This is a genomic window from Chelativorans sp. ZYF759, assembly GCF_012911015.1.
Classification (GTDB): domain Bacteria; phylum Pseudomonadota; class Alphaproteobacteria; order Rhizobiales; family Rhizobiaceae; genus ZYF759.
The window spans coordinates 48909-70887 of the sequence record NZ_WVVV01000012.1 but is presented as its reverse complement, the minus strand read 5'-3'; the positions used below and the strand labels follow the sequence as shown (position 1 = coordinate 70887).

Genomic DNA, 21979 nt, shown 5'->3' with positions numbered 1-21979 from the left:
ATTTCTCCCTGTGTTCCTACAAGCTTCTGGCGATCAGAAGCTTCATGATCTCGTTGGTGCCGCCATAGATGCGCTGGACGCGGGCGTCGCGCCACATCCGGGCGATCGGATATTCGTTCATGTAGCCATAGCCGCCATGCAGCTGCAGGCATTCGTCGGCGACCTTGCCCTGCAGGTCGGTCAGCCAGTATTTCGCCATCGAGGCGGTGACCGGATCGAGCTCGCCCTTCACATGGCGCGCCACGCAATCATTGTAGAAGACGCGGCCGATGGTGGCCTCTGTCTTCAGCTCGGCCAGCGTGAACTGCGTGTTCTGGAAGTCGATGACCGCCTTGCCGAAGGCCTTGCGCTCCTTGACGTAGTCGATGGTGACCGCCAGCGCGCGCTCGACCATGGCGATCGCCGTGCCGCCGATCTGCAGCCGTTCCTGCGGAAGCTGCTGCATGAGCTGGACGAAGCCCTGCCCTTCCTCGGTGCCCAGCAGGTTGGAGGTCGGCACGCGCACGTCGTTGAAGAAGAGTTCCGACGTGTCGTTCGACTTCAGGCCGATCTTGTCGAGGTTGCGACCGCGCTGGAAACCTTCCACCTCGTCGGTCTCGACCACGATCAGCGAGGTGCCCTTGGCACCCTTTTCCGGATCGGTCTTGGTGACGACGACGATCAGATTGGCCAGCTGCCCGTTGGTGATGAATGTCTTGGAACCGTTGATGCGGTAGTGGTTGCCGTCCTTGACCGCGCGGGTCTTGACCCCTTGCAGGTCCGAACCCGCCCCGGGCTCGGTCATGGCGATGGCACCGATCAGCTCGCCGGTCGCCATCTTCGGCAGCCATCTCTTCTTTTGCTCTTCCGAGCCGTAATGGGCGATGTAGGGCGCGACGATGGAATTGTGCAACGCGATGCCGAAGCCATCGACGCCGACATGGCTGATCGCCTCGATGATCGCGCTCTCATGAGCGTAGGTGCCGCCCGAACCGCCATATTCCTCCGGCATGGAGGCGCAGAGAAGGCCGTTCTCGCCGGCCTTCTTCCAGCTCTCCCGGTCGAAGATCTCCGCGTCCTCGAATTCATCGTAGCGCGGCAGGATCTCGTCCGTCAGGAAGCGCGTCGCCATGTCCTGCAACATGGCGACATCGTCCTGCGCCCATTCGGGGCGGGGCACGTTCAGGACGGTGGCGGGGTTGGTCGACATCAAACGCCTCCTCTCGTCGGACCGGGCAAGGCACGCGCCCGTTTTCTAGAATGCCTCCGCTTCGAGCGCCATCATGGAATCGGCGCCGCTCGAGATGCGCGCCAGATGGGCCGTCGATTCCGGCATCAGCCGGTCGAAATAGAAGCGCGCGGTGGCGAGCTTGGCTTCGAGGAAGGCCTTGTCGCCGCCATTGGCCAGCCCTTCCTGCGCCTTCTTCACCGACAGGCCCCACATGTAACCCAGCGCCACCAGGCCGAAGAGGTGCATGTAGTCGGTCGAGGCCGCGCCCGCATTGTCGGGCTTGGCCATCGCGTTCTGCATCAGCCACATGGTGGCCGCCTGGAGGTCGTTCAAGCCCTTCTTGAGGCCCTTGGTGAAGGGCGCCATGGCCTCGTCGGAACGGTTTGCCTCGCAGAAATCGCCGACTTCCTTGAAGAAGGCCTGGACCGCCCGGCCGCCATTGGCGCCAAGCTTGCGGCCGACGAGGTCGAGCGCCTGGATGCCGTTGGCGCCCTCGTAGATCTGCGCAATGCGGGCATCGCGCACGAACTGGCTCATGCCCCATTCCTCGATATAGCCATGACCGCCATAGACCTGCTGCGCCATGACGGCGATGTCGAAGCCCTTGTCGGTCAGCACGCCCTTGATCACCGGGGTCATCAGGCCGAGATGGTCGTCGGCGGCCTGCCGCTCGGCCTCGTCCTGCGAGCGGTGCTTGAGGTCGGATTTCAGCGCCGTCCAGAGGATCAGCGCCCGGCCGGCCTCGTTGATGGCGCGCATGGTCATCAGCTTGCGGCGGATGTCTGGGTGCACGATGATCGGGTCGGCCGGCTTGTCGGCGGCCTTCGGTCCGGTCAGCGAGCGGCCCTGAAGACGGTCCTTCGCATAGGCAACCGCGTTCTGGTAGGCGATCTCGCCCATCGACAGGCCCTGCATGCCGACGCCGAGACGCGCTTCGTTCATCATCACGAACATGGCGCGCAGGCCGCCATTCTCAGCACCGATGAGATAGCCCTCGGCATTGTCGTAGTTCATCACGCAGGTGGCGTTGCCGTGGATGCCCATCTTCTCCTCGATGGAACCGCAGGACACGCCGTTCTTCTCGCCGACGCTGCCGTCTTCAACCACCTTGTATTTCGGCACGATGAAGAGCGAGATGCCCTTGGTGCCGGCAGGCGCGCCCTCGATGCGGGCCAGAACGAGATGGATGATGTTCTCCGACATGTCGTGCTCGCCGGCCGAGATGAAGATCTTCTGGCCGGAAATGGCGTAGGAGCCGTCCCCGTTCGGCACCGCGCGGGTGCGCAGGAGGCCCAGATCCGTGCCGCAATGCGGCTCGGTCAGGTTCATGGTGCCGGTCCACACGCCGTCGGTCATCTTCGGCACATAGGTCTGCTTCTGCTCTTCCGAGCCATGCTCCAGGATCGCGGCGATGGCGCCCTGGGTCAGGCCCGGATACATCATCAGCGCCATGTTGGCGGAGGAGAAGAACTCTCCCACCGCCGAATGCACGGTGTAGGGCAGACCCTGGCCGCCGAACTCGGCCGGCACGGACAGGCCCATCCAGCCGCCCTCGCGGTAATGGCCATAGGCCTCCTTGAAGCCCTTGGGCGTCGTCACGGACGCGTCGTCATGGCGCGTGCAGCCCTCATGGTCGCCCGACTGGTTGAGCGGATGCATCACGTTCTCGGCGAGCTTGGCGCCTTCCTCGAGGATGGCTTCCAGCACGTCGGTGGAGGCGTCGGAAAATCCGGGGAGATTGGAATAGCGCTCGTAGCCGAGCACATCCTTCAGCACGAAAAGCGTGTCTTTGACGGGCGCCTTGTAGACGGTCATGAGATCCTCCGAACGTTTCGCGGCGCCGGCGTCAAATGCCGCCGGGCGCCCTCTGTCGATTTCGCGATCGTGCCTAGCAAATTTTGACGTTTGCGTAAACGTCAATCTAGCGGCTTCAACGTCGATTTGATCGCATGCAAACGCCAAAAGCCCCGGACGCAGGCGACCGGGGCTCGGCGTTGCCGAAGCGGAGTGGCGATGAGGGTCAGGCTGCCTTGGATTTGCCCATCTGCTGACGGGCACCCTCGAGCAGTTCCTTGAGCGCGTTGATCGCCTGATCGATCTCGTCGCGCTGCTTCTGCAGGCGCGCAAGCTGGCGCTCCGACTTGTCGACCACCACGCGCATCTGGCGCGAATTGCCGTTGGCCGGATCATAGAGATCCATCATCTGCTTGACCTCGCGCAGCGTGAAACCGACCTGGCGGCCCAGCAGCACGAGCCGGAGGCGCGACAGGTCCCGCTGCGAATAGAGGCGGGTATTGCCGTCGCGCTGGGGAGTGATGAGACCCTTGTCCTCGTAGAAGCGAAGAGTGCGCAGGGTCACGCCGTACTGCTTGGCGACATCGCCAATGCGGGCATAATCTCGATGATCGCCGCTCGCGGTATCACCGGTTGAGGCCATTGCATTGCTGGCCGACATCATGTTCATCTTGCTATTCCAGTCCGTACGAATTGGGGGGTTAGCCAACCCCTTCTCCGCAGGTCGGCTTCGAATGCTCTTGGAGCACCTTCGGTTCTTAACGGGCTATGCTATTGGCGGGCGCCGCTCGCGGCAGGCCCTATTTCTGAGCGCGATATAATAAGTCGGCGCGAATGCTGCAAGTGCGAAAGCCGGCGCAGTCTGTCGCAGCCAGGCCGAAACAGTTTCAAGTCCGGTAAGGTTGGTTAACGGCTTGTTTACCACGTTCGGGGAATGGTGTGGGCCAACGATCCCCGTGAATTCATGTTCCTCGTTGCTTCACGGACGCGACCATCCACACGCCTGAGCGGGCGCAGCGAGCTGTACATGAGCCAAAAGCGATCCTACCTCGAATCCCTGAATGCCGGACGCAGGCGCCGGCCTTCGACATCCATCGAGCGCCTCAACCGCACGCTGGAGGAACTCGAGGGCCGCATCGGCGGGGCGGAAGACCGCGATCGGCCGCACGCGCCTCGCGACCCGTGGCAGGATGGGCAGCCCCAGCGAGGCACGCCGGCCTATTCGGATCTCGCCCATACGGTGCGGCAGGCGCGCTCGCGGGAGGAGGATTTCGCCTCCGTCAGCCAGATCGCGGCGGAGTTGAGAAACCTGCGCGAGGAGGTTCGCGGCCAGGATGGTCACGGCGTGGGACAGGAAATCGCGGCGCTGAGACGCGACATGGCGAACAATAGGGCCGAGCGCGGCGAAGATGCCCAGGCCACTGCCCTCGCAGCCGAACTCGAACGTCTTTCGGGCATGATCGAGCGGTTGGGCGAGCGCACCGACGACCGCGGCATTCCCGTGCTGCGAAACGAAATCAACGACATCAAGGCAGCCCTTGGCGATCTGGCCCGTGAGGAAACCGTCCTTTCGGTCGGTGAGCGCTGGGAGGATTTCGACAAGCGCTGGGCCGCGCTGGCGAGCGACCTGCGCAGCACAAGCGCCAGCGACCCGTTCCAGGAAGCGCTGGAACAGCGACTGAACCATATCGAGAACGCGGTGCGCGCCCTGCCCGAGTCGCTGTCTTTGCGGTCCCTGGAAGACAAGATGCGCTCGCTTGCCCTGGTCGTCGAGAAGCTCGACCGCGAACATGACGGTTTTGGCGCGGAAGCGATCGAGACGATCGAACGCCGTCTGGACGAACTGTCGCGGGCGATCGTGTCGTCCACTTCCGCGCAGCGGGCGCAGCGTTTCGATCCCGAACCGCTGGAGCGGATCGAAGCCCGTATCGGCGCACTCGCGCGCCAGATCGAGGACATGCAGGTCGAATCGGGCTTCGGCATTTCCGGCCAGATCGAGACGATCTCCAGCCGGGTGGACGAGCTGACGCAACGGGTCAGCTTTCCCGAAAACGCTGTCGAGAAGCTGGCAGAGCAGATATCGATCATCTCCCAAAAACTCGACACCGTGCCCAGCATTCCCGACATGGCGCCGATCTTCCGTGACATGGAGCACCGGTTCGACGCCATCTCGGCGCGCATGGACGAGCGCCATGGCGACGCGCTCGAGCAGGGGCACAGCCTGTTCCGCGAACTCGAGCAGCGCATCGCGCAGCTTGCCAGCAAGCAGGCCGACAGCGCGGATTCCGGCGCCGCGAGCGAACTCGTCGCGATGATGGACCGCCGTTTCGCCGAAATTTCAGAGCGCGTCGAACGGCGCGTCGAGGGGCTGGATGGCGCTTCCCTGGGTCAGCTGGAGGAACGTCTAGACGACATCGCCCGGCGTCTGGAAGCCACGGCGCGGCGATCGGCGGGGATCGATTCGGAGCTGATCGGCAGCCTGCAGGCCCAGGTCTCCGCGCTGTCGGATCATATCATGAGCCCGAGCCGCCCGCTTCCCGAGTTCGAGGATCTGGGACCGCGCCTCGACTATATCGAGCGTTCCATTCTCGAGACCCGCGACAATCTGATGGAGGCAGCCCGCCAGGCGGCCGAAGATGCGGTCCACCGGCTCGGAGGTAGCCATGACGGCGGCATCGCGGGCGAGCTTGGGCAGGAGCTGCGCAGCCTCGAGAACCTCACCCGCGTCTCGGACGAACGAAACGCCAAGACCTTCGAAGCCATTCACGACACGCTCATCAAGATCGTGGATCGGCTGGGCTCGATGGAAAAGCGCCAGAACGCCGCCGCCGCTCCGGTCGCGGAACGTCGCGAGACGATCGCCTCGCCCTCCATCGCACCAGAGATCGAAACCGCTCCTCCGCCGGTGGCCGAAAGCTCCAGGGCGGAGAAGACCAGCGGCATCGCAAGCGAGGCAGCCAGCGCCGCGGCCACCGCGGCCGCGCTGGATTCGCTGGAGGACGGCAAGAAGCAGTCACGCTCGCTCTTGGGCGGCATCACGCGCGCATTCCGCGGCAAGAAGAAGCCCGCCGAGGACCAGCTTCCCGCGCAGCCGCGCGAGGAGCCCGCCGCCGAGATGGATTTCGACAGCCCGCTCGATCCCAGGCAGGCGAACCGGCCGCTGGAGCCGGGGACCGGCGCTCCCGATCTCAACGCCATCATGCGGCGCGTGCGCGACCAGCGCCCGGCAGCCGGTGAGCGGACCGGGGACGCCGCCAAATCCGACTTCATTGCCGCCGCCCGGCGCGCCGCCCAGGCCGCCGCCGCGGAGGCTGAAGCCACGAAGGGACGGCCTGCCGGCAAGGATGGCGGCCCCCAGGGGCTGGGCAGGCTGCTGCCGACGAGCCGCAAGACCGCGATGGTGGGCATAGCGGCCCTGGTTGTGGCACTCGGCGCGCTGCAACTGAGCCGCACGATGAATTCCAGCGGCGACGCGCAGATGGAGGTCGGTCAGGTGGCTGCCCTCACTGCGGAAGCCTTCGAGCCCGCCGAGGCCGTGACGCTCGAGGCGTCCGTGTCGCCCTTGGCGCTCGAGGCAGCGCAGGCCAATACCGTCGACGACAAGGTGCGCGTGCTCGAGGAGACCCGGACCGAGGTCGTCGCGGCGCCCGCCGACCCCTTGCCCATGAGCCTGCAGGACTACGCCATTCCCGAAACGGCAGCATCGGGCTTTGTCGAACCGATCGAGCCCGCGGCCACGCAGGTCGAGGACGCGATGGCGGAGCCGCTCGTCTCGGTGCCGGTCGAAGCTGGCCCGGCCGCGTTGCGCGAGGCCGCGGAGACCGGCAATCCGCTGGCTCTCTTCGAGATCGGCAACCGCTACACCGAGGGGCGCGGCATCGCCGCCAGCCCGGAAGAAGCGGCCGTATGGTACGAAATGGCCGCCGAACTCGGTCTCGCCATCGCCCAGTACAAGGTCGGCAGCCTCTACGAAAAGGGAATCGGCGTGGAGCGCGACGTGAGCGTGGCCGAAAGCTGGTACCGGCTGGCGGCCGATCAGGGCAATGCCAGCGCCATGCACAATCTCGGCGTGCTGCTCGCCATGGGCGCGACCGGCGCACCGAACAATGAGGAGGCAGCGCGCTGGTTCTCCAAGGCGGCGGAACTGGGCGTCACCGACAGCCAGTTCAACATGGGCATCCTCTCCGCCAAGGGCATCGGCATGCGCCAGGACCTAGAGGAAGGCTACAAATGGTTCGCCATCGTGGCCGAGGGCGGCGACGGAGATGCCGGAGCCAAGCGCGAAGAGGTGGCCGAAATGCTGTCGCCCGAGCAGCTCGAAAACGCCAAGGCGGCGGCGGCCCTGTGGCGCGTGAAGACGCCGGACCCGGCCAGCAATTCCTACGCGATTCCGGAAGGCTGGACGGAAAGCAACGAGACCACCGCGAGCATCGACGGTTTCGACGTTCGCCAGGCGGTCTCCGACCTGCAGCGTCTCCTCAACGAACGCGGCTACGATGCCGGCCCGGTCGACGGATTGATTGGCCAGAAGACGCGTAACGCCATCATTGCCTTCCAGCGCGATTCCGGGCTTGAGCCGGACGGCGCGGTCAACCAGGCGCTGATCGAGAAGCTGCTGCCGGAGGGCTAGGCGCCCGCCTGCGCCTTGCGTCAACCATATTGTTCAAATTCAAGGATTTGGGGCGGTTTACGGGCCGCCCCGTTTGACTCCGCCCTATTGTGGGCGCAAGTAGAATTATAGCTGTTCGACGTCTTGTCCGGGGGCGGACCTCAGGTCGGAGACAATCCCGAAAGGGCGCGATCCCACTGCGGCGCGCCGATGGCAGAGTATTACGGTGGGCATCTATCTCCCCATCGCTGAGATGTCGGTCAACATCCTGGTGCTTCTCGCCATGGGTGGGGCCGTCGGCTTTCTGTCCGGCATGTTCGGCGTGGGCGGCGGCTTTCTCATCACGCCCCTCCTGATCTTCTACAACATTCCCCCCGCTATCGCGGTGGCGACAGGCGCCAACCAGGTCGTGGCCTCGTCCATTTCCGGCGCGCTCTACCATTTCAAGCGCGGCACGCTCGACGTGAAGCTCGGCATGATCCTCCTGGCAGGCGGTGTCGTGGGGTCGTCGCTCGGCGTCTACGTCTTCGCGCTGCTGCGCTCGATCGGGCAGCTCGACCTGTTCGTGTCGCTGCTCTACGTCTTCCTGCTCGGCTCCGTGGGCGGCATGATGATGGTGGAGAGCGTGCGGGCGCTGCGCCGGTCGGCCGGCGGACAGGTCTACAGCCTGCGCAAGCCCGGCCAGCACAACTGGATCCACCGGCTGCCGCTGAAGATGCGCTTCAGGACGTCGAAGCTGTTCGTCAGCGTCATCCCCGTGCTCGGGCTCGGTGCCATCATCGGCTTCCTGGCCTCCATCATGGGTGTGGGCGGCGGCTTCATCATGGTTCCGGCCCTGATCTACCTCCTCAAGGTGCCGGCCAACGTGGTGGTGGGCACATCGCTCTTCCAGATCGTCTTCGTGGCCGGCTACACGACGGTGGTCCATGCCGCCACCAACCAGACCGTCGACATCGTGCTGGCCTTCATATTGATGATCGGCGGCGTTGCCGGCGCGCAATACGGGGCGATGGCAGGTCAGAAGCTGCGCAGCGAACAGTTGCGCGCCTTGCTGGCGCTGCTTGTCATAGCGGTGGCCGCGCGGCTGGCGCTTGACCTCTTCGTGCCGCCGGAGAGCGTCTACTCTCTGGCACCGTTCGGGGAGGTCTGACGATGGTCTTCGCGATGTTCGCCCGAATCCTCTCCGCCTGGCTGGCGCTCTGGCTGGTGCCGGCCACGGCGCTCGCGCAGCCCCATACCGACCGGCTCATCATCCAGCCGCGCGAATCGATCCAGATCGGCCTGTCGACCGACCGGGTCGCCATCACCTCGGATTTCTCCGGCGCGGACCTCACCATCTTCGGCGCACTCGAGAACATCGATCCCCTCGTCGCCCGGCAGGGACGCTACGATGTCGTGGTGGTGCTGGAAGGTCCCGCGCGCGTTTCGGTCGTGCGGCGCAAGAGCCGGGTGCTCGGCATGTGGATGAACACGGAGTGGCACAGCTTCGTCAACGTGCCGGCTTCCTATTCGATGGCCACCACGCGCGCGCCCCAGGACATCGCGACGCCCGAAGTCTACCGTCAGATGGCGCTCGGCATCGACAACATCTATCTGCGGCCGGCCGATCCCACACTCGATCCCGAGACGCTGGCGGCCTTTACCGCGGCACTGCGGGACCGCAAGCGCGCGGAAGGGCTCTTCGTGTCGCGCGCGGGCGGGGTGCAGTTCCTCTCGCAGAACATGTTCCGCGCCAATCTGGCACTGGCGCCGAGCGTGCCGGTCGGTGTCCACCGGGCGCGGGCCTTCCTTTTCAAGCAAGGTGTGTTCGTCGGCGAGACGTCGGCCAACCTGACCATCTCCAAGGCCGGCATGGAGCAGTACATCTACAACGCGGCGCGCAACCAGAGCCTGCTCTACGGGCTTTTCGCCGTGCTTCTGGCGGTGGCGACCGGCTGGGCGGGACGCATCATCTTCCGCAAGGACTGAGGTTCAGCCAGGCATCAGTTCCGAGGCGGGCAGCCGGTACAGCCGGTCTGCCCCCAGTGCCCAGGCGACCAGCCCGTCCTCGCGAAACATGCCGGCAAATGCCCGGTCGCGCAGGTTGAGCGCGCCCGTATAGGCGCCATAGGCCGGCATGATCATGCGCGCGCCGTCGGTGGCGAAGCAGCGTCGCCTGACCGAGCGCCCGCGCCGCACGATCCGCGCGCCGGGATGAAGATGACCGGCCACCTCGCCGTGCACGCTGCCAGCGCTCGGATGGTGGACGAAATTGAGCCCGCCGACGGCCATGGCGCGCACCGAGTCGCCGCCCAGCCCCTCGGGTGGCAGGGGATCGTGGTTGCCCTCGATCCAGAACCAGTCGCGCCCCGCCATCAGCGTGGCCAGCCGATCGCGGAACAGTCGGGGCATCGCGGACGAGCCCCCCGCGTCGTCGAAACTGTCACCGAGACAGATGACGGAACGCGGGTCGAACAGTGCCAGCGAGCGTTCCAGCAGGTTCAGCGTGGCGGCGGTGTCGTAGGGGGGCACCAGGTGGCCGCGACGTGCCTTGGCGGCGCCCTTTTCCAGATGCAGGTCCGAGACGATCAGGACCCGCGCATCGACGAGGAAGAGCGCGCCCCGGATGTCGGCGCGGCAGGCTTCGCCCGCCAGTTCGAATTCGCCCGACGTCTCCTCCCGGCGCACCGCCAAATTCATTTCGTCTCCATCGCCTCGCGTATCATCTCGTCCTGCGCGGCTTCGCCCAGAAGCGCTTCCTCGGCTTCGCCCTGTACACGTTCCTTGCCGATCTCCAGCATGATCGGGACGGCCAGCGGCGACACCTGTTCGAGGCGTTTATGCACGATTCGCCCGCGGATGCGCGACAGGAGTTCGCCCAGCCTCCTGACATCGAGAAGGCCGTATGCGGCATCGGCACGCGTCGCGCGCAGGAGGATGTGGTCGGGGTCGTGGGTGCGAAGTACGTCATAAATGAGGTCGGCGGAGACCGTGACCTGGCGCCCCGTCTTCTCCTTGCCGGGGTGGCGTTTCTCGATCAGGCCGGAGATCAGCGCGCAGTGGCGGAAGGTGCGCTTGAGAAGCCAGCTGCCCGCCAGCCAGTCCTCCAGGTCGTCGCCCAGCATGTCCTCGTCGAAGAGATCGCCGAAATCGAGCTTGCCGTTTCGGTGCATCTCGCCCATGTCGCGCAGGCCCCAGACCGCGAGCGCGTAGTCGGACGCGACAAAGCCCAGCGGCTGCGCGCCGGCACGCTCCAGGCGGCGGGTCAGCAGCATGCCCAGCGTCTGATGCGCGAGCCGCCCTTCGAAGGGATAGGCGACCATGTAGTGCCGGCTGCCGCGCGGAAACGTCTCGATCAGCATGTCATCGCGGCCGGGAAGGACCGATTTCAGCTGCTGGATCTGCAGCCATTCACCCACCTGCGGCGGCAGCGCGCCCCAGCGTTTCGGATCCCCCAGCATGGCGCGCACCTCGCTGGCCAGGTAGGTCGAGAGCGGGAACTTGCCGCCCGCCCAGTACGGCACCTTCGCGTCCTGGCCGGGCGCGTTGGCGACCAGGCACTCGCTCTCGCGTATGCCCACGAAGCGCAGAACGCGGCCCGAGAAGAGGAAGGTGTCGCCCGGCGAAAGCGTCTCGAGAAAGTCCTCCTCGATCTTGCCGAGCGCAGGACCGCCCCGCGCGGCCTGCCCTCCGGCCTTCACGTAGCGGATCGTCAGATAGGGCGCCTCGACGATGGTGCCGACATTCAGCCTGTATTGCTGGGCGAGCCGCGGATGGCTGACGCGCCAGCGCCCGTCCTTCATCTGGCGGATGCGCGCATAACGCTCGTAGACGCGCAGCGCGTAGCCGCCCGTGGCCACGAAATCCAGAACGCGGTCGAAAGTGTCGCGGTCGAGCCTTGCATAGGGTTCGGCTGTAGTGATCTCGCCAAACAGCTCGTCGGCATGGAACGGCTCGGCGCAGGCCATGCCCATGACGTGCTGGGCAAGCACGTCGAGCGCGCCGTCGGCGAGCGGCGGCGTGTCCTGGGCGCCCAGATAGTTCGCCTCGATGGCCGCCCGGCACTCCAGCACCTCGAAACGGTTGGCGGGCACGAGGATCGCCCGGCTTGGTTCGTCGAGCCGGTGGTTGGAGCGGCCGATGCGCTGGGCGAGCCGGCTTGCCCCCTTCGGCGCGCCGACATGAACGACAAGGTCGACATCGCCCCAGTCGATGCCGAGGTCCAGCGTCGAGGTGGCGACAATGGCCCTGAGGCTGCCCGTCTCCATGGCTTTCTCGACCCTGCGGCGCTGGCCGACATCGAGCGAGCCATGATGCAGCGCGATGGGCAGCGTGTCCTCGTTGACGCGCCACAGTTCCTGGAAAAGAAGCTCGGACTGGCTGCGGGTGTTGACGAAGAGCAGCGTCGTTCTGTGCGCCTTGATCGCCTCGTAGAGCTCGCCGATCGAATAGCGTGCCGAATGGCCGGCCCACGGAACGCGCTCCTTCGAATCGAGAATCCGGATCTCGGGCTTGGCGCCACCTTGAACCTGCACCAGGTCGGCCATCGGCAGCGTTTCGTCCTGGGCCACCAGCCAGCGCCTGAGTTCCTCGGGCTGGGCCACGGTCGCAGACAGGCCGATCGCGCGCAGTTCCGGCGCGAAGCGGCGCAGGCGCGCCAGCCCCAGCGACAGAAGATGGCCGCGCTTGGACGTCACGAGCGAATGAAGCTCGTCGAGCACGACGTGCTTCAGCCCGGCAAAGAAGCGCTCGGCATCCTTGCTTGCCAGGAGCAGGGCCAGCTGTTCGGGCGTGGTCAGCAGGATGTCGGGCGGCACGAGCTTCTGGCGCTGGCGCTTGTGGGAAGGCGTGTCGCCAGTGCGCGTCTCCATGGCGATCTGCAGACCCATCTCGGAAACGGGCTTGGCCAGGTTGCGTTCGATGTCGACGGCGAGCGCCTTGAGCGGCGAGATGTAGAGCGTGTGGACGCCGCGATGGGCCTCGCCCGGCAGGCTCGGTTTGCGCCCGGCGAGATCGACCAGCGACGGCAGGAAACCGGCCAGCGTCTTGCCGGCGCCGGTCGGCGCGATCAGCAGGACGGAACGGCCGGCCGCGACCCGGCCGAGCAGTTCGAGCTGATGGGGGCGCGGGGCCCAGCCACGCGTGGCAAACCAGCGCGCGAAGGCACCGGGCAGGAGCGTCGCGCCATCGGTCGGATCGGAGGTCAAGGGCCTGTTCACGGCCCAGACCTAGCGCGGGAAATGGGGCTCGCCAATGGCCGGGTGCATGGGGAATGGCGAGCATTCGACGTTGATCGCTCCCGATGGAGCTTTCCGCCGGGCATCGAGGTGCCTATCTAGTTGTGCCATGCGCCCTGCCCCGCTCCTCCTGCCCCGACCCGAAGGTCTCTACTGCCCGATGGGCGATTTCTTCGTCGATCCGGTGCGCCCGGTCGACCGCGCCCTGATCACCCATGGCCATGCCGACCATGCGCGATCCGGCCACGCCCATGTGATGGCGACGGATGACACGCTCGCCATCATGGCGCTGCGCTACGGCGAGGATTTCGCGGGAGCGACCCAGACAGCCGTACTCGGCGAGCGGATGGAGATCGGCGGCGTCGGCGTCACCTTCCATCCGGCCGGCCATGTGCTCGGCTCGGCCCAGATCGCGGTCGAGCAGGCCGGCACCCGTATCGTCGTGTCCGGCGACTACAAGCGCCAGGCAGACCCCACCTGCCTGCCCTTCGAGCCGATCGCCTGCGACATCTTCATTACCGAGGCGACGTTCGGCCTGCCGGTCTTCCGCCATCCGCCTGCGGAGGAAGAGGTGGCGCGCCTGCTCAAATCGGTGCGCCAGTTCCCGGAGCGGGCACATCTGGTGGGCGCCTATGCACTCGGCAAGGCGCAGCGCATGATCCGGCTCCTGCGTGATGCGGGCTACGAGGAGCCCATCTACATTCACGGTGCGCTGGCGAAGCTCTGCGATTTCTACCAGCAAAAGGGCATCGATCTGGGCCCGCTCGAGCCCGCGACGGTCGACCGCGCCAACAAGGAAGGTTTTGCCGGTGCGATCGTGGTCGGACCGCCTTCGGCCTTTGCCGACCGCTGGGCGCGGCGCTTTCCCGATCCCGTCTCCGCCTTCGCCTCCGGCTGGATGCGCATCCGCCAGCGCGCCAAGCAACGCGGCGTGGAACTGCCGCTGATCGTGTCGGACCATTCCGACTGGGACGAACTGACCGCCACGATCCACGAGACCGGCGCCGGCGAGGTCTGGGTCACGCATGGGCGCGAGGAGGCACTGGTGCGCTGGTGCGAGATCGAAGGAATCAAGGCACGCCCGCTCCACCTCGTCGGCTACGAGGACGAGGGGGACTAGCCATGGACGCCTTCGCCCAGCTCCTCGACCGACTCGTGCTGGCCTCTGCACGCAATGCCAAGCTGGCACTCATGCGCGACTATTTTTCGGTCACGCGCGATCCCGACCGCGGGCTGGCACTGGCCGCGCTCACCGGCGATCTCTCCTTTTCGTCGGTGAAACCCGCCATGCTGCGCACGCTGATCACGGAGCGCATGGACCCGGTGCTGTTTGCCTATTCCTACGATTATGTGGGCGATCTGGCCGAGACCGTCTCGCTGGCCTGGCAACAGAGGGAGGGAAGCCGGCCGAACGATCGCGACATCTCGCTGGCGGATGCGGTGGAACGTCTGAGTTCGGCCAGCCGCTCGGACGGGCCGCGCGTGCTGGAGGATCTGCTCGACCGGATGGAGGCGCCCGCCCGCTTTGCCATCATCAAGCTTGTCACCGGCGGCTTGCGCGTCGGCGTGTCGACGGGCCTGGCCAAGCAGGCGCTGGCGGAGATGGGCGGGGTTCACGTCCACGAGATCGAGGAGCTCTGGCACGGGCTGACGCCGCCTTATGGCGAACTCTTCGCCTGGCTCGAAGGCACGGGCGAAAAACCGGTCTCGGCGGCGCGCGCGATGTTCCGGCCGGTGATGCTGTCGACAGCCACCGATCTGGCCGAACTCGCCAACGTCGATCCGTCGGAATATTCTGCCGAATGGAAATGGGACGGCATCCGCGTCCAGGCCGTGTCGGAATCCGGTACGCGGCGGCTTTATTCGCGCACCGGCGACGACATATCGGGCACGTTCCCCGATGTGCTGGAAGCGATGGATTTCGACGCCGCGCTCGATGGCGAGTTGCTCGTCGGCACGCCGCCCGATCATACGGGCAGCTTCTCCGACCTGCAGCAGCGGCTCAACCGCAAGAGCGTTTCCGACAAGCAGTTGAAGGCCTTCCCCGCCTTCGTGCGCTGCTATGACCTGCTGCAGGAGGCGGACGAGGACCTTCGTCCCCTGCCCTTCGTCGAGCGACGCAAACGGCTGGAAGCATTCATCGGCGCACTGGGCTCGCCGCGCTTCGACCTGTCGCCGCTGGTGCCTTTCGGCAATTGGGAGGAACTCGAGGGTCTGCGCACCGCGCCGCCGCATCCGGTGATCGAAGGCGTGATGCTGAAACGGCACGATTCGCGCTACCTGCCGGGTCGGCCGCGTGGGCCCTGGTTCAAGTGGAAGCGCGACCCGCACACGGTGGACGCGGTGCTGATGTATGCGCAGCGCGGCCACGGCAAGCGCTCGAGCTTCTACTCCGACTACACCTTCGGGGTGTGGACGGGCGATGCTGGCCAGCCCGAGCTCGTGCCGGTCGGCAAGGCCTATTTCGGCTTCACCGACGAGGAACTGAAGCAGATCGACAAGTTCGTGCGCGACAACACGATCGACCGCTATGGGCCGGTTCGCGCGGTGCGCGCAGAACCCGGCCACGGGCTGGTCATCGAGGTGGCATTCGAGGGTCTTGCCCGGTCGACGCGGCACAAGTCGGGGGTGGCGATGCGCTTTCCGCGCGTCTCGCGGCTCAGATGGGACAAGCCGCCGCACGAGGCCGACAGGCTGGAGACGCTGCAGGCGATGCTCGACTAGCGTGCCGGTGCGACCGAAATCGAATGGATGCGGACCGGCCGGCCGCCCCCTTCCACGTCGGTGTTGATGCTGATGGCGCCCGCGCCGCCGGGATTGGCGTTGGACAGCTCCACCTCGAACAGGAAATCGTCCCGCGTGATCCCCACCAGGAAACGTCGGCGGCCGCAATCGCCCAGGCCGGCGAAGTTGCACTGAACCGATATCTGGGTTTCGCCCTCGCCCTCGTCGGCGCTGGCCGAAATGCGGAAGACGACACGGCTGCCGGCGATCGACTGCAGCGCGCCCTCGCCGATCGCGAACTGCACGGGGGTGCCCGAATCGCCCGAACGCGCCTGCACGAAGGCATCGCCGTCCTGCTCGTCGGCCGCCGCGGAGGCATCGCCCGACGCCGTCACCGTCGTGGGGTCGGCGGGATCGAAGAGCTGGATCCAGTTCTCGTCGTCGGGGGCGCTGACCATCGGTCTCGGCGTCGCCGCGGGTTGGTCCGTCTCTGTCGTCGGCGCGGCGACGGGCGCTCCGCCGGTCTGCGTCGGAACGCTGCCGGGCTGCCAGAACCACCAGCCCACGCTGGCAAGGGCGACAAGCAGGACGATGACAAGCACCGGACCCGTCCAGGAGCGCTTGCGCGCCCGCAGGACCCGTGCCTCGTCGCGCTCGGGCGCAAGATCGCGCTGGGCGGTGGGCTTGCCGCGCGAGGGCTCGGCGCGGCGTTCCGGCGCGAAGTCGAGCGTCGGTTCGACGCGGCCTTGCGCGGGATTGTCGGCGCGCGGAGCCGGCGGCGGCACGTCGGCAGCCGGCCGGGGCGAGGCCCGCTCCGACGCGGCTGCAGCCATGGCCGGCACATATTCGGTTTCGATCTCGAAGACCTTGGCCTTCAGCGCGGCGCGCCGGCGCTGGCGCATCTCGTCCGTTATGTCGCCCTTGGTGGCCAGGGTGCGCTCCAGCGCGGCGAAAGCCGAGCGGTAGACCTTCTCGCGGAACCCGCGATCTTCCGCATTGCCCTTTTCGAGCGCATTCCTGATGGCGCGTTCGATGCCTTCCACGTGTCGCGTCCCTTCGCCTTTACTATGACACGGATATAGTGAGCCGCGACCACTATCAACGACCACGCGCCAAATGCTCGATTGCCCCCGGGATGGAATTTGCTACAAACTGACGTTTACGCAAACGTCAATAACGGAGGATCGACATGGCGCTGCCGGACATTCTGAAAAACAGGCTGCGCATTCCGGTCGTTGCCTCCCCGATGTTCATCATCTCCCATCCGCCGCTGGTGACCGCGCAGTGCAAGGCGGGCGTGGTGGGATCGTTTCCCGCCCTCAATGCCCGCCCGCAGAGCCTCCTCGACGAGTGGCTGTCGCAGATCAACGAGGAACTCGCCGCCCATGATGCCACGCATCCCGACCGGCCGGCCGCGCCCTTTGCCGTCAACCAGATCGTGCACAAGTCCAACAACCGGCTGGAACAGGACCTCGCCGACTGCGTGAAGCACAAGGTGCCCATCGTCATCACCTCGCTGGGTGCGGTGGAAGAGGTGAACCAGGCCGTCCATTCCTATGGCGGCATCGTGCTGCATGACGTGATCCATGATCGGCATGCCCGCAAGGCGATCGAGAAGGGCGCCGATGGCCTCATCGCGGTGGCGACGGGCGCCGGCGGCCATGCCGGCACGCTGTCGCCCTTCGCGCTGGTCCAGGAGATACGGCAATGGTTCGACGGGCCGCTGCTTCTGTCGGGCGCCATCGCCAATGGCGGTGCGGTGCTTGCCGCGCAGGCAATGGGCGCCGATCTCGCCTATATCGGCTCGCCCTTCATCGCCACGAAGGAGGCGCGCGCCGTCGACGAATACAAGCAGATGATCGTTGACTCCAAGGCGGCCGACATCGTCTATTCCAACCTCTTCACGGGCGTGCACGGCAATTATCTGAAGGGTTCGGTTCGCAATGCAGGAATGGATCCCGACAATCTGCCCGAGTCCGATCCCACCAAGATGAGTTTCGCCAGCGATTCCACCAAGGCCTGGAAGGACATCTGGGGCTGCGGCCAGGGCATCGGCGCCGTCGACGCCGTGCTCGGCGCGGGCGAGTTTGTCGACCGTCTGGCAGGCGAATACGAAGCCGCTCGGCAGCGAATCTGCGCATGAGCACCGTGCCTGCGCGGCAGGAAGACCCCGCGCAGGCGCTGATGGCGGTGATGATGATGCTGGTCGCCTGCGCGTTGCTGGCGGGCACCACGCTGATTGCCAAGACGCTCGGCCCGGTCGGCTCCGGAGAGGCGGCGCTCCACCCGCTTCAGGTAACCGCCGGCCGCTTCACCTTCGCCGCGATTGCGCTGATGCCCTTCATGGTCTGGCTTCGGCCGCCCTTGCGCGGCGCGGCCTGGGGCAACCACGCCATGCGCGTGGGTTTCGGCTGGGCCGGCGTCACCTGCCTGTTTGCCGCCGCCTCCATGATGCGGCTGGCCGATGCGACCGCCATCAGCTTCCTCAATCCGATCGTCGCCATGATCCTGTCGATCCCGCTTCTGGGAGAGAAGGTCGGACCCTGGCGCTGGGGAGCGGCGGGCATCGCCTTTGCCGGCGCCGTGATCCTCACGGAGCCCGGCAGCGGCGCCATTCAGATCGCCGCGCTGATTGCCCTTCTGGCCGCCATCTTCATGGGCGCCGAGGCGATCCTCATCAAGAAGCTCAGCGATTCCGAGCCGCCCTTGCGCATCCTCACGATCAACAATCTGGCCGGCATGATGCTTGCCCTGACTGCCGCCTCCTTCGTCTGGCGCTGGCCATCACCCGATCAGTGGCTGCTGCTGGCGCTTCTCGGGGTGACCATGGTCAGCGTGCAGGCGCTCTTTATCCAGGCCCTGCGCCGCGGCGACGCCAGCTTCGTCATGCCCTTCTTCTACACGACGCTGATCTTCGCGGCCTTCTACGACTTTGTCACTTTCGGCGAGATCCCGACCCTGGCAGCCTGGATGGGAGCCGGCCTCATCATCACGGGCGCCCTGGTCGTGGCCTGGCGGGAACGGATGGTGCGGCGTCGCCGGAGCCTTGACGCGAAAAGGCCCGACACGGGGCCGGGCCTTTCCTGATCTCGGACTGACGCCCGCGGATTACGACGCGTTGCGCGCCGCTTCCAGCCACTCGTCGACCTGATCGCGGCTGTTTTCGATCCACTCGGCCGCCTGGGCCTCGATGTCGTCGTCACCCTCGTTCATGCGGGCGTTCTGCTCGAAGATGTCCTCGACCGCGACCGAGGCGTTTTCCAGCAGCACGCGTGCCGCCGGGTTCTCGTCGAGAAACGCGGTGTTGGCCACGGGGCGGATGTCGTTGGCCGGGAAGCCCAGCATGCAGGGATCGGAAACGCAGCCCTCGACGCCGTCGAGCGTGGCCGCGTCGGCGAGATCCATCATCTCCTCGGGCAGGTTCACTTCCGGAACCTCGATCCAGACCACATCTTCGCCCGGGACGAGCTCGTTGACGGTCCAGTTCGGCGTCCAAGTGTAGAACAGGATCGACTCGCCCTGCCCGAACGCGGCAATCGCATCGGCCATGGAAGCGGCATACTCCGCCTTCACCAGCGTGATGTGGTCGCGCAGCTCATAGGCGTCCATGTGATGCTCGATGTTGATCTCGCATCCCCAGCCGGGCGGGCAGGCGACCATGTCGGCGCGGCCGTCACCATTGCGGTCAAAGGCTTCCTTGACCTCGTCGCGCTTGAAATCCTCGAGGCTGGTGATTTCCAGTTCCTCGGCCGTCGCGCGGTCGATGAGGTAACCTTCGAGTGCGCCGCCGTCGGCCACCGAGCCAACGATCTCGGCGCCTTGCGAGTAGACGGGCTCGTAGGTGTTGTGGAGCGGGAACCAGCCATTGACCCACAGATCGAGGTCGCCCTGCGCGACCGCCTGGTAGAAGGGCGGGTTGTCGAGCGTGGTGGGGCCGTCAACCGAATAGCCCAGTTCCTCGAGCAGCTGCTTGTAGATCTCGGCGTGGAACCAGCCGGTGTCCCAGGTGGCCTGCGCCATGTTGACCGTCACGCCTTCGCCGGGCGCGTCCTGCGCGCTGGCAGCCATGGGCGTTGCGAGGATAGCGGCGGCGGAAACGCCGACAGCCAGGAATTTCGCGAGGGATGTGTTCTTCATGTGAAGAGCTCCTTCTTGTCGTTGGATTCGCCCTCCCGATCACCGGGAAGGCATGGTCGCCACCTGTTCGGCAGCGAAGGAAGGGCGGCCTCAGCCGGCCTTTTCTAACCGCCCGGCTTCATGAGCCGGCCGGAAATAGCCTCTGAGCGTGGCCCAGAGGGACGTGGTGTGGACGCGGCGATCCTCGCCCAGCGCCTGGGTGATGCGGTCGAGGATGATGGCGAGCAGCACGATGCCGACGCCACCAGCCGTCGCGTTGCCGACATCGAGCCGGCCGAGCCCGGTATAGACCGTGAGCCCCAGCCCGCCGGCGCCGATCAGCGCGGTGATGACCACCATGGACAGCGCCAGCATCAGCGTCTGGTTCAGTCCCGCCATGATGGTGCGCAGCGCCAGCGGAAACTGGACGTCCCACAGCACCTGCCGCGGCGTCGAGCCGAAGGCGTAGGCCGCCTCCACCAGGTCGCCGCGCACATTGCGGATGCCGAGATTGGTCAGCCGCACGATGGGCGGCAGGGCAAACACGATCGTGGCGATGATGCCCGGCACCATGCCGACGCCGAACAGCATGACGATGGGCACCAGATAGACGAAGGACGGGATCGTCTGCATGATGTCGAGGATCGGCCTTACGACGGCATAGGTCCGGTCGCTGCGCGCGGCGAGGATGCCGAGCGGCACGCCGATCAGCGTGCAGAAGAAGACGGCCGTCACGATCATGGCCAGCGTCGTCATCGTCTCCGGCCACAGGCCGATCATGTCGATGAAGGCGAGCGCGATGAGCGTGAAGATAGCCACGCCCCGACCCGCCGTGCGCCAGGCCACGAAAGCCAGCAACGCGGTGAAGAGAAGCATCGGTGTTGCCTGAAGCAGCGCGTCGAGGCTGTTCAGCACCTGCGTGATCGGCCACTGCAGCGAGCGGAAGAAGGGCCGGAAATTGGGCACCAGCCAGTCGCGAACCAGAAAATTGATCCAGTCGCTGAACGGGATGGTCAGTAGGTCACCTGGACTCGGCATGAATGTCTCCATCGCCGGTGCGGGACCGGCAATTCGTTATTATTGGCAGGGGCGTATCAGGCTGCGGCTTCGCCGCCCGCCAGTTTCGCGAAGACGGCCTGCGGCGGGACGATGCCCTTCAGCCTGCCTTTGCGGTCGGTCAGCGCGATCGGCAGCCCGGACTCGGCGAGCGGATAAAGCTCGAAAAGCGGCGTCGTGCGACTGGCCGTTGGAAATTCGGTGATCAGCGAGTCCTTCAGGACGCCGCCATTGTCGCGTGTCGAGGCCGACAGATCGCGATAGGTCACCGCACCGGCGATGCGATCGCCGTCCGTGACATAGATCGCGTCCTGGTCGAGTTCCTCCATACGATGCATGGCCGATGCCGCGGTCGCCTCGGAAAGCTCAAGCGCCTCTGCCGGTACCGAGACGCTTCCCGCGGTGAAAACGCGAGAGCGGTCGATGTCCTGGGTGAAGGCGGCGACATAGTCGTCGGCCGGGCTTTCGACGATCTCCTCGGCCGTGGCGACCTGCACGAAGCGGCCATCCTTCATGATGGCGATGCGATCGCCCAGAATCAGCGCCTCGTTGAGATCATGGGTGATGAAGATGATGGTCTTCTTCAACGAACGCTGGAGCTCGAGCAGCTCCTCCTGCATGTCGCGGCGGATCAGCGGATCGAGCGCGGAGAACGGTTCGTCCATCAGCAGGATTTCGGGTTCGGCCGCCAGCCCGCGCGCCAGGCCGACACGCTGCTGCATGCCGCCGGAAAGCTCGTCGGGGTAGCTGTCGGCATAGGGCTTGAGGCCCACCTGTTCGAGCGCCACGAGTGCCCGCTCCCGGCGTTCCTTGGCGCCGACACCCTTCACCTTCAGTCCGTAGGCGACATTGTCGACCACCGTCCTGTGCGGAAACAGCGCGAAGTGCTGGAACACCATCGCCACCTTGTCGCGGCGGGTCTTTCTCAAGGTTTCCGGGCTGCAATTGGCAATATCGGTGCCGTCGATCGACATCGACCCGGAGGTCGGCATGATCAGTCCGTTGATCATGCGCACCAGGGTGGACTTTCCCGATCCGGAAAGACCCATAACCACGAAGATTTCGCCCTCGCCGACCTCGAAACTCACATTGTCGACACCGACAGTGTGGCCGGTTTGCTCGAAAATCGCATCCTTCGATTTTCCGCTGGAAAGCATTTCCCGCGCATTTTGCGGATCACTTCCAAATATCTTTACAATATCCTTCGCCTGTACCTTGGTGCTCATGCCTTCTTTCAATCTATCCATTCGCCCT

The 21979-nt window shown here is 65.8% G+C and carries 16 protein-coding genes; 7 read left to right on the top strand and 9 right to left on the bottom strand.

The window, feature by feature from the left end:
• Window positions 1-16 precede the first annotated feature (16 nt).
• From GRZ55_RS17535 to GRZ55_RS17525, 3 genes are all read right to left on the bottom strand, one after another.
• Complete coding sequence (locus GRZ55_RS17535) at window positions 17-1189, bottom strand: acyl-CoA dehydrogenase family protein (RefSeq protein ID WP_169288254.1); 1173 nt, start codon at window positions 1187-1189, stop codon at window positions 17-19.
• A 45-nt stretch (window positions 1190-1234) separates the two neighbouring features.
• Window positions 1235-3025: an acyl-CoA dehydrogenase C-terminal domain-containing protein gene (locus GRZ55_RS17530; RefSeq protein ID WP_169288253.1), complete on the bottom strand. Its 1791-nt coding sequence runs from the start codon at window positions 3023-3025 to the stop codon at window positions 1235-1237.
• Window positions 3026-3230: 205 nt separating this feature from the next.
• Complete coding sequence (locus GRZ55_RS17525; protein ID WP_169288252.1) at window positions 3231-3674, bottom strand: MerR family DNA-binding transcriptional regulator; 444 nt, start codon at window positions 3672-3674, stop codon at window positions 3231-3233.
• Window positions 3675-4031: 357 nt separating this feature from the next.
• Here GRZ55_RS17525 and GRZ55_RS17520 point away from each other — a divergent pair, with 357 nt between their 5' ends.
• The 3 genes from GRZ55_RS17520 to GRZ55_RS17510 all read left to right on the top strand — a co-directional run bounded on the left by GRZ55_RS17520 (window position 4032) and on the right by GRZ55_RS17510 (window position 9581).
• Window positions 4032-7634 carry a peptidoglycan-binding protein gene (locus tag GRZ55_RS17520; protein ID WP_169288251.1) on the top strand — a complete coding sequence of 1201 codons (3603 nt, stop codon included), beginning with the start codon at window positions 4032-4034 and terminating at the stop codon, window positions 7632-7634.
• A gap of 205 nt (window positions 7635-7839) precedes the next feature.
• Window positions 7840-8763, top strand: a complete 924-nt coding sequence (locus GRZ55_RS17515; protein WP_169288250.1) for a sulfite exporter TauE/SafE family protein — start codon at window positions 7840-7842, stop codon at window positions 8761-8763.
• A 2-nt stretch (window positions 8764-8765) separates the two neighbouring features.
• Window positions 8766-9581 carry a TIGR02186 family protein gene (locus GRZ55_RS17510; RefSeq protein ID WP_246734843.1) on the top strand — a complete coding sequence of 272 codons (816 nt, stop codon included), beginning with the start codon at window positions 8766-8768 and terminating at the stop codon, window positions 9579-9581.
• A 3-nt stretch (window positions 9582-9584) separates the two neighbouring features.
• On the opposite strand, the gene pdeM is transcribed toward GRZ55_RS17510, so the two are convergent.
• Complete coding sequence (gene pdeM / locus GRZ55_RS17505; protein WP_169288249.1) at window positions 9585-10292, bottom strand: ligase-associated DNA damage response endonuclease PdeM; 708 nt, start codon at window positions 10290-10292, stop codon at window positions 9585-9587.
• Window positions 10289-12811 carry a ligase-associated DNA damage response DEXH box helicase gene (locus tag GRZ55_RS17500; RefSeq protein WP_169288248.1) on the bottom strand — a complete coding sequence of 841 codons (2523 nt, stop codon included), beginning with the start codon at window positions 12809-12811 and terminating at the stop codon, window positions 10289-10291. The genes pdeM and GRZ55_RS17500 overlap by 4 nt, the downstream gene beginning before the upstream one ends.
• A gap of 127 nt (window positions 12812-12938) precedes the next feature.
• Between GRZ55_RS17500 and GRZ55_RS17495 the strand changes: the two genes are divergently transcribed.
• Together GRZ55_RS17495 and GRZ55_RS17490 are read left to right on the top strand one after the other, a co-directional pair.
• The gene (locus GRZ55_RS17495) at window positions 12939-13949 is read left to right on the top strand and encodes a ligase-associated DNA damage response exonuclease (protein WP_169288247.1); all 1011 of its coding nucleotides are present in this window, start codon (window positions 12939-12941) and stop codon (window positions 13947-13949) included.
• Between the two features lie 2 nt (window positions 13950-13951).
• A complete protein-coding gene (locus GRZ55_RS17490) occupies window positions 13952-15553 on the top strand; it encodes a cisplatin damage response ATP-dependent DNA ligase (RefSeq protein ID WP_169288246.1) in 1602 nt (533 codons plus the stop codon).
• Here the strand turns inward: GRZ55_RS17490 and GRZ55_RS17485 are convergent.
• Window positions 15550-16596: a hypothetical protein gene (locus GRZ55_RS17485; protein WP_169288245.1), complete on the bottom strand. Its 1047-nt coding sequence runs from the start codon at window positions 16594-16596 to the stop codon at window positions 15550-15552. The two genes, GRZ55_RS17490 and GRZ55_RS17485, sit on opposite strands and share 4 nt — an antisense overlap.
• Before the next feature lie 146 nt (window positions 16597-16742).
• Between GRZ55_RS17485 and GRZ55_RS17480 the strand changes: the two genes are divergently transcribed.
• Window positions 16743-17696 (top strand): nitronate monooxygenase family protein, encoded by a 954-nt coding sequence (locus tag GRZ55_RS17480; protein WP_169288244.1) that lies wholly within the window; start codon window positions 16743-16745, stop codon window positions 17694-17696.
• Window positions 17693-18640 (top strand): DMT family transporter, encoded by a 948-nt coding sequence (locus GRZ55_RS17475; protein ID WP_169288243.1) that lies wholly within the window; start codon window positions 17693-17695, stop codon window positions 18638-18640. The genes GRZ55_RS17480 and GRZ55_RS17475 overlap by 4 nt, the downstream gene beginning before the upstream one ends.
• A 21-nt stretch (window positions 18641-18661) precedes the next feature.
• On the opposite strand, the gene proX is transcribed toward GRZ55_RS17475, so the two are convergent.
• The 3 genes from proX to GRZ55_RS17460 form a co-directional block, all read right to left on the bottom strand.
• Window positions 18662-19690 carry a glycine betaine/L-proline ABC transporter substrate-binding protein ProX gene (gene proX, locus GRZ55_RS17470; RefSeq protein WP_169288242.1) on the bottom strand — a complete coding sequence of 343 codons (1029 nt, stop codon included), beginning with the start codon at window positions 19688-19690 and terminating at the stop codon, window positions 18662-18664.
• 90 nt (window positions 19691-19780) lie between these two features.
• Window positions 19781-20707, bottom strand: coding sequence for a proline/glycine betaine ABC transporter permease (locus GRZ55_RS17465; RefSeq protein ID WP_169288241.1), 927 nt, complete (start codon window positions 20705-20707; stop codon window positions 19781-19783).
• Between the two features lie 56 nt (window positions 20708-20763).
• Window positions 20764-21882 carry a glycine betaine/L-proline ABC transporter ATP-binding protein gene (locus GRZ55_RS17460; protein ID WP_306785613.1) on the bottom strand — a complete coding sequence of 373 codons (1119 nt, stop codon included), beginning with the start codon at window positions 21880-21882 and terminating at the stop codon, window positions 20764-20766.
• Between the last annotated feature and the right edge of the window lie 97 nt (window positions 21883-21979).